This window comes from Porphyromonas sp. COT-052 OH4946, assembly GCF_000765965.1.
Classification (GTDB): Bacteria; Bacteroidota; Bacteroidia; order Bacteroidales; family Porphyromonadaceae; genus Porphyromonas; species Porphyromonas gulae.
In genome coordinates this window covers 38296-52732 of record NZ_JQZY01000024.1, presented here as the reverse complement: position 1 = coordinate 52732, position 14437 = coordinate 38296, and the positions used below count along the sequence as shown (strand labels likewise).

The following is a 14437-nucleotide window of genomic DNA, read 5'->3' as shown; positions in this document are numbered from 1 at the left end:
CTTACATCGATTTTGCCGAAAAGATTTTTTTATCTATATTCACGCAATTCTTCGATTCCCCTTGGTTTCGGGGGAGCATCAGTCACATAATCACTATATAATATGCAATAGTCATGAAACGATTACTTCCATTTCTCGTTATGCTGGTACTGCCTCTGTCTCTACTTGCACAAGGCCTGACCCGAGCAGAAGCACTCGCCCGAGTGAAAAACATTTATGGGGAGCAATGCTCAACCTTTGATTTCGCTGTCAAAGAGGATGTCATCCCACCTCAGACTCGTGTGTTCTCAGGGAAAGATTTTTTGCTTTCCCCAAGTGTCCAATCATGGTTCGTTTTTGTGGATAAAGAGCCTAAGAAAGGTTGGACACACTCTTGTGAATATGTTTTTGTTGAGTGTAATAGTGGGCTTATTCATCGATTCGAAAAATCAATGGCTCCAGTTTTTGATCTCGTTTATGAGTCTCAAACAGGAGGGAATATAAGCTCTCTCAACATTCCTACAATGCATAGTGGATGGACCATTGTCGGACCTCCGAACACTCAATCCCACACCTATGCAGTCATTATTAGCGGAGGAGGTCCAAAGAAAAAAAATCGGTCCACTTATTGGAACGATTGCTCTTACATGTATTGCACTCTTAAGCATAAGTATCAAGTCCCAGACAAAAATATATTTGTAATCATGTCTGATGGACAAGATCCTGGAGAAGACCTTGCTATTGGACCAAATAGCTATATATCTTCTCCATTGGATTTGGATGGAGATGGTATACCTGATATCAAGTATCCTGCGACAAAAGCGGCTATTGGGTCTGTATTCGACTCTTTGGCTAAACAACTCAGTCCAAAAGACAACCTAATTATTTTCGTGACTGATCATGGAGATAAAGGAGATCAGGATGGAGAATCTTCTATTGTCCTATGGATGGAAAATGAAGAACCCGCACTCGAAGATATACCTTCTTTCTTTTTACAAGATTACGAATTAAAAGAAATGCTTGCTCCAATCAATGTCGCAAGTATGGTTGTCGTAATGGGTCAATGCTTCTCTGGAGGATTTGTAGATGACCTACAAGGAGAAAATCGCATCATCATGACAGCGTCTTCTTCTTCCCAAGCGACACACGCAAATGCAGATAATATGTACGAAGGATTTCTATATAATTGGATGGAGAGTATTGCACAAATGTCTCCTTATGGGAATTTTGCTAGTACCGATCTGAATAACGATGGTGTAATTTCTATGGAAGAAACTCGTCAGAATTGTCTTGCTCTTGGTTCGGATAGCGAAACCCAACAATATTCCAGTATTCCGGCAATGCTAGGAACAAGGACTTTCATTAATGGTGTATACGATCTGTACTCGCACGATTCTCCCAAAGATACAGGAAGAGAACCGGAGACTTCACATAAAATGAATTATTGGAATAGTAATGATCTATGGATACGCAATCAAAATGATTCGGTAGAACAACATGAGAATCCTATATATAGTCAAAATCCAGCATTTGTCTATGTCAAGGTACATAATAGAGGGACTCTTGTCTCTTCCGGACAAGACAAAGTCGTTTTGTCTTGGACACCTAATGCATTGGGCATAGATCCCGCGAATGGCAGTTTTGGAGGAAACATAGGAGAAATAGCTATTCCGCAGATAAACCCTGGAGATAGTGTAGTACTCGTTATTGAGTGGAATACTCCCAATCCTAATTTATTTGAAGAAATTTCCTCGACAGAGAAGATGCAGTTTGCATTGTTTGCCAATATTACTTCGTCACGTGATTCAACTCAAACAAACTATTCTGGGGATCTTGCCCTATATAACACGATTAAGAATAACAATAATTTCATCTGCAAAAAGAGCAATATCCTAAGTTTGCCTCCGAGCGCGACACTTCGTAATGGAGAGGAACCCAATATCAATGATGTTACTGTTTTTTTGCATTCGATGACAAATGAGTACAGGAATTACCAAGTAGAGTTCATTTCCGAAGAAGGAGTTAACTCTCTTATAAATGAATGTGAAGTGTCCATGACCCTTAGTCCCGATCTTCAATGTCAATTATCTGAGGGAACAGTAGAGGTTGTAGGTATGGGATCTATCCCAGATGCTCAAGGGAGATTCAGAATTATTGATCCACATGCAACCTTACGAGGTTTAGACTTATCGCCTGAATCATTCAGCAAAATACACTTACACTTCAATTTTACAGAAGGTTACAATAATGGCAACAAGTACGACTATCTTGTTCTTCTTAAGGATACCAATAGTGGTGAGATCGTAGATGGGAATGTCGTACAGATATGTCAAGAAATTCGAGGCTCTCAATCCCAGAGACAACTAAATTTTGACCAATCGGAACAGTCATCCCCCGTTCAAAATCTGACATACGAGATTGACGGTGATCAATTGACCCTCAAATGGGAAGCTTCGGAAACTAACGGGGAGATCCTACTCGTGAAAGAAGATTTTACAGAGTACGATCCTGTTTCTCTGCTACCCACCGGGTGGACAGCCATAGATGCTGACGAGGACGGGAATGGTTGGCGTGCGGGAGGCAATAGTTATCTGTACGACGGATTGCATGTTGCCATTTCGTTCTCATCATGGAATGGACTCGCCGATCTTAATCCCGACAACTACCTGATTACGCCCGAGGTCTCGGGAGCAAACCGGATTACCTATTTGGTCACACCGGGCGATTATAATTGGCCGGACCACTATGGTGTCTTCATCTCTAAAGCGGGAACATCGGCAGCGGACTTTGTCCACCTCTTCGACGAAATGCTTATTGCTCCAAGCTCAAAGGGTGTTATGAAAGATGGACGTTGGTATCAATTCCAGGAGCGCGAACTAATTCTGCCGGAAGGGACCAAATACGTAGCATTCCGTCATTACGATTCGTCGGAAATGTTCGCCGTGGTAGTAACGCAAGTCCGGGTCTATGGAAAGGCTTCCCCGTGTTACAACATCTACAAAGACGGCTCACTGCTTCAAGCCAATGTTGAGGGAACGAGTTTTACGACACCTCTTCCGGCCCAAACGAGCGAATACTGCGTCCGCGCAGTCATTGATGGCGTCGAAAGCGATCCTGCGTGCGTGACCGTGGAGATGACAGCCCTCGCTGTGCCGGATGCACAGACGATAGAGATCAGTGGAGAAGAGGGGCGGATCAGAATAGCGACTTCTCAGCCTGAGACGATGCGCTTATTCGACTTGCAGGGACGCATGTTGCTGACCGGAAAAATAGCGGGCGAAACAACGATCGCGATCGCTGCCGGCCTATACGTTGTGCAGGTAGGAGGCATTAGGCAAAAAATAAGCGTCCGCTAAAAGCGCCCCCCCCAAGAAAGGGAGCCACAACGTCAGGAGCTATCCTTACGTTGTGGCTTCTGCTTTTGTTGGAGGAGGTGGATCGTTTCCTTGTCCGAAGGATCGACTTGTGCGATGGATGTCGTCCCAAATGCACTTATCGTCGAAATCCGCAACAACAGTTTGTGGACATAACAGACAGAAAAACAAATATCTTTGTGGAAATCGCTAAAAGTAGAACATCAAAACACGCTGTTTCAATGGAAAAGCCTTATGTATTAGGAGTGGATGTGGGCGGTACCAACACCGTATTCGGAGTGGTAGACGCTCGTGGCAATTTGGTTATAAGTTCGTCCATCAAGACCGGAGCGCACAACGATCTGAACGATTATATCAAAGATCTGACTGCCGGTATCAACCAGTTGATTGAACAGGTAGGAGGGAAAGAGAAAATAAAGGGTATCGGTGTAGGTGCTCCCAATGGAAACTATTATACCGGATCGATCGAGTTTGCGCCCAATTTGCCTTGGAAGCAGACCAAAATACCCTTTGCCCAAATGCTGACCGATTCATTGGGTATCCCCACGACACTGACTAATGATGCCAATGCAGCGGCAATCGGCGAGATGACCTACGGTGCTGCACGCGGGATGAAAGACTTCATCGTTATCACGCTCGGCACGGGAGTAGGAAGCGGTATTGTGGTCAATGGTACCCTTGTATATGGCCATGACGGCTTTGCCGGTGAGCTGGGGCATATGATCGTTCGCCGCAATGGTCGCATGTGCGGCTGTGGCAGACAAGGCTGTCTGGAGACTTATACATCGGCGACGGGAGTGGCCCGTACGGCTCGCGAATATTTGGATATCCGATCGGACAAGAGTTTGCTCCGGAACATTCAGCCCGATCTGATCACTTCGAAAGATGTATACGATGCGGCTATCAGTGGCGATGGCCTTGCACAGGAGATATTTGAGACTACGGGAGCGATCCTTGGAGAGGCTTTTGCAGACTTCGTCACTTTCTCCAGTCCGGAAGCGATCATCCTCTTCGGTGGCCTGACCAAAGCAGGCGATCTCTTGATGAATCCGATCCGCCACCACATGGAAAAGAATGTGCTGAATATCTACCGAGGGAAGACCAAGCTGCTCTTCTCTCAGCTCAAAGAGAGCGATGCCGCTGTGCTCGGAGCAAGTGCTTTGGGATGGGAGGCCAAATAAACGCTGAGCATCCGCTCGCACCCTTCAGATACTGTCCGCGCTGCGGATACGATGGTTTTGTGGAGAGAAACTCGAAAGCCAAATCGTGTCCGCAGTGCGGATTGGTTTATTATGCCAATCCTTCCGCTGCGACAGCTTGCTTCATCACCGATAGCGCGGGCAGACTATTGGCCGTGCACCGAGCCAAAGATCCGGCCAAAGGCACACTCCATTTGCCCGGCGGCTTTATGGATATGGACGAAACAGCGGAAGAGGGTATCATCAGAGAGATCCGTGAGGAGACGGGAATAGAAGTCGATGCAGTATCTTATCTCTTCTCGCTTCCCAATATCTATCCCTACGGAGGGATGCGTGTCCATACGGCCGATTTGTTTTTTGCAGCTCAAGTTTCTGATTTTTCCTCAGCCATCGCGAACGACGATGCAGCCGAATTGGTGCTATTGGCTCCGGAGGATATAAACCCCGAAGACTTCGGATTGGAATCCATTCGTCGGGCTATGGGGCTATGGTTAGCTCACAAAAAGAATCGAGACTAATGAAGACACTGAAGAATCTGGCACTACCCATCGCCATGGCCTTGGGCGTATTGGCATGGCCTCTGCTGTCGCCACTGGCTTTTCTGATACCCTACATGATCTTTCTGATGCTGTTCTTTACTTTCTTGAAGATCTCCCCTCGGGATATGCACTTCTCCCGATTGCATCTGCTATTAGCCCTTATACAAATTACGCTCGCTATAGGAGGATTTTTCGCTTTTAGGTTGCTCGATCCCATCGTGGCAGAAGGCGTTATGATCTGTTTTATCTGTCCTGCTGCCACGGCTTCGTCTGTCATCATCGGAATGCTCGGAGGCAATATCGCCTTCGGTGCTACGTATGTGCTACTGACCCACATGGGAGTAGCGGTATTGGGGCCTTTACTGTTTTCTTCGCTGAGTACGGCACATGCCGATATGCCGTTTTGGTCTTCCGTCATCCATATTCTTTGGGGAGTCTTGCCTCTGCTGGCAGTGCCTCTGCTGGCTGCTTGGCTTATACGCTTTGCTGCTCCTCGGACACATGCCCGGCTCCTGCGCATTCCCCAAATAGCTTTTTGGCTGTGGGTCGTCTCGCTGGCTATCATCATGTCCAAAACGACAGGCTATGTGATGGAACAAGGCTCCGACAGCATCCGTTTGGAGCTGCTGTTGGCATTGGGCGGTCTGCTAAGCTGTTTGCTGCAGTTCGGATTGGGCAAGTGGCTGAGCAAACGATATTTGAACGAAAGTGTGACGGCCGGTCAGGCTTTGGGACAGAAAAACACGTCACTTGCCATTTGGATGTCGCTCACCTACCTGAATCCTATAGCTTCTATCGCTCCTGCAAGCTATGTGGTATGGCAAAATTCAATCAATTCCATCCAAATCTGGCTATACGATAAACGAAAGAATAAAATCGACCGACAATGAAACTAACAGACCAATGGTTTACTTCCATCAGTGAGGATGAGAAGGGCAACCTTGTATTCGTCAATGGGCGCTTGGAGCTTGACGAATTCCGACTAAGCGGCAAGCTGAAAATCCGAATCGAGATACGCTGGCCTTATGAAGCCGACGAGCAAGGTCTGCCTACGGAATCGGCAGGCAAACAGATCGAAGAGATCGAGCAAATCGTTCGCAAGGCTATGGAAAAGGATAAGCTGGCCATCATGACCGGTAATTATACCGGAGGCGGAATCAAGTACTGGGTCTATTATGCCCGTACGGAACGAGTATTCGGCGAACGGCTCAATGAAGTGTTGGCTCCTTACGAGACATTGCCGCTGGAGATAGAATGCGAAGTCGATGCCGACTGGGAAGAGTATCTCGATATGCTCTCGATGAAAGATGAAAATTCGATATAACCATTATGTCCCGTCCCTGTGCCGACCGGAGCTATTCTTGGATCCTTTAGAGCTTCTGTCTGAAACTACTATTAGATTTCGCCAAAACTACTATTTATTAGATTACTTCAAAACTACTAGTAGATTCTGGTGCCACCACTAGTAGTTTTCGTCAAAACCACTAGTAGATTCTTGCGCCACTAATATTTGGTTTGGAGGCACTGAAAAATAAGTCTTCACAAAGTCTGCTTGAAGTGACGTTCTTATCTCTATTTTTTTGGCCTTATTCCTCGGCTGAAAACACACAGAGGGCGCATCGGTAAGACGCGCCCTCTGCTTTTTAGTCACCCTTATTTTCAGGGTGTCGTTTATGTTTGCTTATTGAGCCTTTGCAGCAGGAGCCATCATGACAACAACCCGATTGTTCTGCTTCAAGATGTCTGCCGCAAACTTTTGCAATTCAGCAGGAGTAAGACTGTTCAGTACAGATTCGTAGTCTGTGATGAAGTCATTTCCTTCGAAGAAAGACGATTTCATGGCTTCGAGCCAGAAACGGTTCTCGCGCAGACTCTCTTTGTGCTGCTTGTTCAGGTTTTCGATAGTCTTCTTGAAGTACTCCACATTGGGGCCCTCTTTGGCAAGCTTCTCCAACTCAGCAAATACGATAGCATTCATTTCCTCGGCACGAGTAGGATCCGTGGGGAAATAGATCTGCATCAGAGCCTTGGGTTGAGGATATTGCTCGACACTACCGAATGCCGCCACACTGTATGCACCGCCTTCCTTCTCGCGAACGGTAGCCGTGTACACCTGATCCATTACAGCTGAGAAAACCTCCATCAGGAGACTGTTCTTGAGCGTGTATTCCACATTGCCGGACACGACATCGAATATAGTAGTCGAAGGAGTATCCATTTCTTTGTTGAACTTGCAGTCGATCTTTCCGGAACGGGCAGCGGGTACCTGAGCCTTGTGCATCTTATCGCCACGCTTGAGATTGGGCAATGAAGCAAGATAAGTTTCGATGAAAGGCTTCATCTTGGCTTCATCCAGATTGCCGATAAAGAAGAACGTGAAGTCGCCGGCGTCAGCGAATCGCTCTTTGTAGAAAGCCATTACCTGATCGTAATTCACTTTCTGCACGTCAGCAGCCTTCAGGGTTTTCATGAGCATATTATCACCATACATAGTATGACGGATAGAGTCCATAAGCGCAGCCATCGGATTGGCTTCCTGGTTTTTCAGGTTGTTGTACAGCTTCTCCTGTGTAGCCTTGAATGCTTCGGGATCCTTACGGTTAGCAGTCATTTGGAGATAGATCAACTGGAAGAAAGTTTCCATGTCTTCTACAGTCGTTTTACCTGAAAGGCTTTCGGTAAGCAGAGATAAAGAGGGAGATACGGAAGCAGAGCGACCTGTCAGCACCTTATCCAGCTCGATCGCATTGAAGTTGCCCAAGCCACCCACGTTCATGAACGAACTCATCACAGATTGGTTGGGAGCATTCTTTCCGGAGAGGATACCACCGGGGCTGACAGCACTCATCAGGATCTCGTTCGATTTGAAATCGGTCTTCTTGAGATAAACCTTGATGCCATTGCTGAGCGTAAGCTCTGTAGCACCGAACTTCTGGTCTTTCTTCTCGGAAACGATCTTTCCGGCCTTGGGAGCTTTCTCCATCAATTTCTGGTCGGAAACTTCGTCCTTCTTGGCTTCTACTTTCTGCTGACGAGCAGCTTTGAATGCAGCGAGGAAGTCTGCTTCGCTCGGGATCTTGGCTTCAGCCTTTGATGGCCCCGTGAGCGTAACGACTGCATTCTTCACGGGATCGATCATCTGAGCGATAGCCTGATTGAATGCTTCCACAGGAACCTGAGGAGCAAAAGCGTTCACCGTCTGATATTCCACCTCGATACCGGGGATATAGCCACCATCGGTGAAGTAAGTGGAGTATTCGTTGGCATAAGCATTGTTTTTACGCTTCTCTCTCTCGTTGTATTGGTTTTCGTATTTCTTCAATACGTTCGTGCGTGCACGATCGTATTCGCCCTTGGTGATACCAAACTGACGAAGTCTTTCGATCTCTGCTACCAATGCGTTCATCGCTTTCTCTACTTCACCCTCACGAACCGTGGCAACAAAGTTGAATGCGTCCTTGGTCTGGGCAATGTACATGAAGTTGGAGAAGAAAGCAGCGGCACTGAGGAAAGGAGCGTTAGGCTTGTGAGTGATCTCGGCCAGACGCTCGTTCACGGCTGTAGTAATCACCTGCTTCATGTAGTCCTCGACGAGACCGAATACCGAACCACGTACTTCCTGAGGAGTGGGGTCGGCCTTGAAGCTGATAGAGAGCTGCGTGGTAGTGGCCTCGGCGTCGGTAGCAATGGCTACGATAGGCTCATCGTTGTCCTCTACGGTCGTATAGATACGCTCTGCGGGATTCACGGGAGCAGGAACGTCCTTGAAGAGTTCTTTGATCTTGTTCTCCACATAGTCCACATCGATATCTCCCACGATCACCAGACCTTGCAGGTCGGGACGATACCATTTCTTATAATAGTTGCGCAGCTCATCGTGCTTGAAGTTGAGCACAACGTCCATCAGACCGATGGGCATGCGTTCTGCATATTTATTGCCCGGCAGAACTTTGGCAAGGATAGCTTCGAACATACGGAGCTGAGCATTGCGGCGAGCACGCCATTCTTCGTGGATCACACCGCGCTCTTCATCGATCTCATGCCCGTCGAGGGTAATATTGTTACTCCAATCATGTAGGATAAGCAAGCAGGAGTCGATGATTCCCTGACGTGTAGTCGGCACATCCATGATCGTGTATTCCGTCTTGTCAAATCCGGTAGAAGCATTCAGGTTCTGGCCAAAACGTACACCGATCGTTTCGAGATAGTTGATCAAGTTCTTGCCGGGGAAATTCTTCGTACCGTTGAAAGCCATGTGCTCCAAGAAGTGAGCCAAACCGGACTGGCTGTCTTCTTCAAGAATAGAACCCACTTTCTGTGCGATAAAGAAATCGGCACGATCTTTCGGGTTCTCGTTGTGACGGATGAAATAGGTCAATCCGTTGTCCAACTTACCGACACGAACAGCCGGATCAGTAGGGAGTGGCTGAGCCTGTTGGGCTGAAAGCTTCATCGGGATGAATGCCACAAGCAAAAGGCCAAGTGATAAAAATCTTTTCAATTCCATAAGTATTCTTAGGTTACTTGTTTGGTTGTTAAGTAATTCCGGCCAAAAGTACGGTTTTTTCGTTGAATCAGCCTCCTGTCAGTTTGGCAAGATAGACAGGAGACAGGAGCTGAGACAAGCCGAATTAGCCGGACGGATCTGCCAAACAGATCAGTCCACACGGCGGTAGGTCTCTTCGAAAGGAATCCGAAAACGTTCGCCCCAAATGCCTTCGGGCGTTCTGATACCGCATGAAACGATCATATTGATCTGAGCAGCACGCGGCAGCCCTAGTATTCTCTTCACACGGAGGCTGTCGAAGCCCTCCATCGGGCAGGTGTCATAGCCGGTCTCTGCCATGGCCAGCATAAAGGTCTGTGCAGCCAATGCGCAGCTCTTGTGCATCACCGTACGCATGTCTCCCTCGGATACTTGTCGCGGTACTGGTTTGGACAATCCGATCACCTGTACCAAAATCTTGCGCAGGCTTCCCAGCAAACCGAAGCAACGACCATATAAAAATGGTATCAGTTTCCGATAATAGGACTCCAGCCGTTTGATTCGCTTAGACTGCTTTTCCTCCGGACTGTTATGCTCCACATTACCACGCTCAAAGGAGAGTACCGCCTCGGCATGCCTCTTTACCAAGTCGGGGCGAACCACAAAAACCACCATCTGCGGAGCTGAGGTAGCTGCTTTCTGTTCGAGACAGGCTTGACCGAGTAGTTTCAGCTTTTGGGGGTTGACTACATGGTAGGCCTCCCACAGCTGCATATTGGAGCTGGTAGGAGCCAGAGTGGCTAGTCGGATACACTCTTTGACCCGATCCGCATCTATCGTCTTTTGACTGTCATAATGACGCACGGAGCGTCTGTACTGCAATATATCTTGAAGATTCATCGTCTGTTTTTTATGAAGTGTCACTTTTTTACATAGTTGACGTATAAGCCCTGTAGAGAAGACATCTGATGTGTGTCTTTTTGCTTATCCAAGTATATGCTTATCGCCTGTAATTCAATAACTATGCACTTAGCCTCTTGGTTCGAGAAACAAAATGAAACATATGCTTTCCGGTAGAAATAATCTCAACCGAAATCAAGATTCAAGTCCGTACCCCAAAAGTTGAATCTTCGTCCCTGCCGTCTCTTATTAGTATAGGCCGGAGTGTAAACTGATAATGGGCCTTAGAAGAGACACTGTAGTTTTAATCACGAACTAGACCTCTTCGAGTGTCAACTTTTTTCAGTACACGTCAGCCCTAAAAAAGTGGCGCGTCAACTTTTTCGTTTTGGCTCGAGAAATAAAAAATTCCTGCGCCTTAACGAAAAAAATCTCAAGCCACATTTTCCGAGTCATGAATTGATGAACTTTCCAGACGTAAATGATCTGAAGGGCCGGGAGTCTTATCGAGCTGATGAATCGTTTAGGCCTAAGATGCCCCGCATGGATCATGAATTGTAATGCGTAACCTTTGATTGATACCCGGATAATGAAGAGGCTGTCTGATGAAATGTGTGCTCTTCTCATGGCCTTTTCAAGAGCTACAAGAAATAAAAAATATAGGCTGACTCCAGAAGTCGGAATCAGCCCATATTTTTCATTCCTACACAAATGCTTTTATCGAACAGCAACGGAAGACAACAATCGAGCGTTATTTTCGACCAAATACTTGATTTTTCCCTCCATATCCCGAGGCAAAGAAGCTTTGGAGAGTAATCGGACTATAGGTTGCGGGTGGTGTATGTCCGTCCCTATGAGATCGTAATAGCCGGCCTCAAGCAGTGCATAGGCTTTCTCTGACACAAATGAACTGTATGCCCCGAACAGGGAAAAAAGGTTCAGTTGGAACAACACTCCTTGCTTTTTGATCATCACGTAATCCTTCTCCTCCATGTACACATAACGTTCGGGATGGGCCAACACGGGAGAAAGGCCTTTGAGTCGCAAATCTGCAAGTAACCCCATCAATCCCATGGGGGGGGCCATATAGGAGGTTTCGACCAAAATGTGCCGATCCCCCAACGTCAGGAGTGGTTCTGCCAACCGATCAGGAAAAGTGGCATCCAACATATACTCTGCAGCAAGTCGCAGGCGTGAAGCCTTATCAGTAGATGTTGCGGCAAGAAGGTCTTCGAAGCGTGCACGAAGGAAGAGAGCATCATTCGACGGATACTCTTCCATAATATGGGGAGTGAGTATATGCCGCTTGACGCCTATCTCTTCCAGTAAATCGATTATAGAGAGGGTCTCTTCGATAGATTTTGATCCGTCGTCCACTGCAGGCAGCAGATGACAGTGCATATCTATCATCTCGGCGAACCATCCCTGTTCAAAGGGATTGACTTGCTTCGTTTTCCTCCTAAAAATAGAAAACACCCCTTCTTTTAGTTCTTCTTCATCGGGCTCTTAAACTTCATCTTCCTTTTTGAAGCAGAGTGGCGATGATGTTTCCTTTCCTGTTTGTCATAGGCTTCATAGCCATAGCCATAGTTATAGCCGTAAGTATATCGGTCGCTTGAGCTTGAGTAGGTGACGCCGTTCAAAACGAGACACAAATTCGCAAACTTGTTTTCAACATACAAACGTTCTATTTCAGGTAAATAGCGCCTGTCTAAAAGTCCTTGACGTATGACATAGATGGTCAGATCGGCAACTCTATTGGTAATCATGGCATCTGCTACGGCCATAGCAGGAACTGAATCCAAGAAAACATAATCGTAACGACGATTAAGCTCATCTATCAGATACTCCAAACGATCCGATAGCAAGAGTTCAGAAGGATTCGGTGGGACAGGACCGGCCAGAATTACATCTAAATTCTCGCTATGAGGCGAATGTGTAATTAGCCTGTCGATCGAAACGCTCTCGTTGTATAAGAAATCCGTGACACCGGTATTGTTCTGAGTCAATCGGTTGGAGAGGGATCCTTTTCTGATATCCAAATCCACTACTATGACTTTTTTGCCCGTAAGTGCTAGCGAAATAGCCAGATTCATAGTCACAAAAGATTTCCCCGAGCCAGGATTGGCAGAGGTGAACATCACAGTCTTGAGTTTGCTTGATTTTACACGCATAAACTCCATATTGGAACGCAGTATTCTGAAAGCTTCACTCGAGGAGTCTCTACTACCGGAACTAACCACCACATCCAAGTCTTCTTCGTTTCGGTGCCCTAGATAGGCAGGTATTTCGCCCAAGAATGGGATAGACAATCCTTCGAGGTCTTTACGCCCACGCACACCCTTATTCAGTTGCATTTTGGCGTAGATATAGACAGCTGGGAAAATCAATCCAAGCAGGAAGGCTGCAAAAAAGACAATCGGCTTACGAGGAGAGATGGGCTCCAAAGAACCATCAGCAGAATCAACGGTCTTAGCATTGCTCTCGGTGATAGCCAACCGGAGTGCATTCTCTTCTCGTTTGTTAAGAAGGTACAGATATAATTCTTCCTTGATTTTCTGCTGACGCAGGATCGTGGACATGATCTTTTCCTGAGTAGGTACAGCGCTGATCTGCTCTTTGGTTCGAGACATTTCTTTGTTGACCTCTCGGAGTTGTAAGTTCAAGGTCTTAATATAATTGTCGACAGCTGCATTGATCGATTTTCGCATCGCTACGAGCTGCATACCTACCTCTTGTACCGCAGGACTATTTTCACTTGAACTTTGTTTCAATCTTTCATATTTGAGCTTAAGTTCGTTGTACAGCGTTATACTATTGTCAATTCCTCTTTCCGTCAAGCCCAAATTGGCCGGCATGAGTTCATTATCGGTGCTGGTTTGTCTCAAGAATGACTGGATGTACTTGGCCAAAGAAAGGTTTCGCTCTACGATAAGCTGATCTTTCTGTAAGTCGGCACTGCTCTTGAGATATGCACCTACATCGGTGGAGATGTCCGTGATGTTATTCCTTTTCTTAAACGTTTCGATCTCCGTATCTACCGAACCAAGTTCTCCACCGATCATTGCCAAACGCTCATCGATAAAAGACGCGGTACTGATAGCGACACTCTTCTTATCGTTCATGACATCATCATTATATGAAGCGATAAGAGCATCGATAAAATTCTTTGCACGGTCCAAGTCTTCGTTTTTCAACGACAAATTGACTATCGTAGCCTTCTTGTCGGCCAAAGACACCTGAAGGTCCTGATTGTAACGCTCTGCGACCTTACGAGTATTTTCTTTCTTTACATATAGAACCTCTCCCTTCCATGAATCTGCAAAGAAGAGTGTGGTATCCAATTTTAGTTCTCCAACAGGAGTCGCAATCGGCTTCCCAAAAGAACCGTCTATTTTAATATCGCCTATTCCATTGCGCTCTTTCTGCTCAAAATGGGTCAGCTCAAAAGAACGCGCATCTTTGATCCGAATCCTAAAGGAGTAGCTTTCGGTAGAATCCCTGTCAGTAATCTGTATACTTACGGGACTGTTGCCATACAATGATTCATTGCGCCAAAAGCCCTGTTTGGATATGGATACATCTAAGTCAAGTTTATCGACTACAATAGCGGTCAAACGCTTGGATTTGAGAAGTAGAATTTCGTTCTCTACTTCAGAATTGCCCATCATCAAGCCAAGTTCCTGAAACTGCTGTAGGCCGCTTGTTGCCCCACTTTTTTCAGCACTTTTAATTAGTACTGTAGCCTGTGCATTGTATATTGGGGGCTGGCGTTGGATGTATATATAGGCAATGAGTAAACAGACCAATACACTCGCTACAATCCATCTCCAAGATGCAAGGAGACCAAGAAAAAACTCTTCTAAAGAAAAGATTGTGGAGTCTTCCGTATCGGAAATATAGGATCTGCCTTGCTGGGTAAATGTGTTTTGAGGGTCTTCGTTCAAGTTCATTCTAATT

11 protein-coding genes are annotated in these 14437 nt (G+C 46.4%); 6 read left to right on the top strand and 5 right to left on the bottom strand.

The annotated features are described in order from the left end of the window. The first annotated feature begins 113 nt into the window (after nucleotides 1–113). From HQ50_RS08385 to HQ50_RS08365, 5 genes are all read left to right on the top strand, one after another. Nucleotides 114–3335: a choice-of-anchor J domain-containing protein gene (locus HQ50_RS08385; RefSeq protein ID WP_081960073.1), complete on the top strand. Its 3222-nt coding sequence runs from the start codon at nucleotides 114–116 to the stop codon at nucleotides 3333–3335. A 239-nt stretch (nucleotides 3336–3574) separates the two neighbouring features. After that, nucleotides 3575–4534 carry an ROK family protein gene (locus HQ50_RS08380; protein WP_018965110.1) on the top strand — a complete coding sequence of 320 codons (960 nt, stop codon included), beginning with the start codon at nucleotides 3575–3577 and terminating at the stop codon, nucleotides 4532–4534. Continuing rightward, nucleotides 4519–5070, top strand: coding sequence for an NUDIX domain-containing protein (locus tag HQ50_RS08375; protein WP_039429690.1), 552 nt, complete (start codon nucleotides 4519–4521; stop codon nucleotides 5068–5070). The genes HQ50_RS08380 and HQ50_RS08375 overlap by 16 nt, the downstream gene beginning before the upstream one ends. Then, nucleotides 5070–5981, top strand: coding sequence for a transporter (locus tag HQ50_RS08370; RefSeq protein ID WP_052074927.1), 912 nt, complete (start codon nucleotides 5070–5072; stop codon nucleotides 5979–5981). The genes HQ50_RS08375 and HQ50_RS08370 overlap by 1 nt, the downstream gene beginning before the upstream one ends. Beyond that, a complete protein-coding gene (locus tag HQ50_RS08365) occupies nucleotides 5978–6415 on the top strand; it encodes a DUF695 domain-containing protein (RefSeq protein WP_039429685.1) in 438 nt (145 codons plus the stop codon). Before HQ50_RS08370 ends, HQ50_RS08365 begins: the two co-directional genes overlap by 4 nt. A 357-nt stretch (nucleotides 6416–6772) precedes the next feature. Here the strand turns inward: HQ50_RS08365 and HQ50_RS08360 are convergent, their stop codons facing one another. The 3 genes from HQ50_RS08360 to HQ50_RS12660 all read right to left on the bottom strand — a co-directional run bounded on the left by HQ50_RS08360 (nucleotide 6773) and on the right by HQ50_RS12660 (nucleotide 10879). After that, a complete protein-coding gene (locus tag HQ50_RS08360) occupies nucleotides 6773–9598 on the bottom strand; it encodes a pitrilysin family protein (RefSeq protein ID WP_039429682.1) in 2826 nt (941 codons plus the stop codon). 150 nt (nucleotides 9599–9748) lie between these two features. After that, a complete protein-coding gene (locus tag HQ50_RS08355) occupies nucleotides 9749–10477 on the bottom strand; it encodes a nitroreductase family protein (protein ID WP_039429679.1) in 729 nt (242 codons plus the stop codon). A gap of 342 nt (nucleotides 10478–10819) precedes the next feature. After that, a complete protein-coding gene (locus tag HQ50_RS12660) occupies nucleotides 10820–10879 on the bottom strand; it encodes a DUF1661 domain-containing protein (RefSeq protein ID WP_235317537.1) in 60 nt (19 codons plus the stop codon). Here HQ50_RS12660 and HQ50_RS11490 point away from each other — a divergent pair. Beyond that, on the top strand, nucleotides 10866–10940 hold the full coding sequence (locus tag HQ50_RS11490) for a DUF1661 domain-containing protein (protein ID WP_152566925.1): 75 nt from the start codon (nucleotides 10866–10868) through the stop codon (nucleotides 10938–10940). The genes HQ50_RS12660 and HQ50_RS11490 overlap by 14 nt on opposite strands. Nucleotides 10941–11194: 254 nt before the next feature. Here the strand turns inward: HQ50_RS11490 and php1 are convergent, their stop codons facing one another. Continuing rightward, nucleotides 11195–11953 (bottom strand): polysaccharide biosynthesis protein-tyrosine phosphatase Php1, encoded by a 759-nt coding sequence (gene php1, locus HQ50_RS08345; protein WP_039437970.1) that lies wholly within the window; start codon nucleotides 11951–11953, stop codon nucleotides 11195–11197. Nucleotides 11954–11961: 8 nt separating this feature from the next. Further along, complete coding sequence (gene ptk1, locus HQ50_RS08340) at nucleotides 11962–14430, bottom strand: polysaccharide biosynthesis tyrosine autokinase Ptk1 (protein WP_039429676.1); 2469 nt, start codon at nucleotides 14428–14430, stop codon at nucleotides 11962–11964. Nucleotides 14431–14437: the final 7 nt, after the last annotated feature.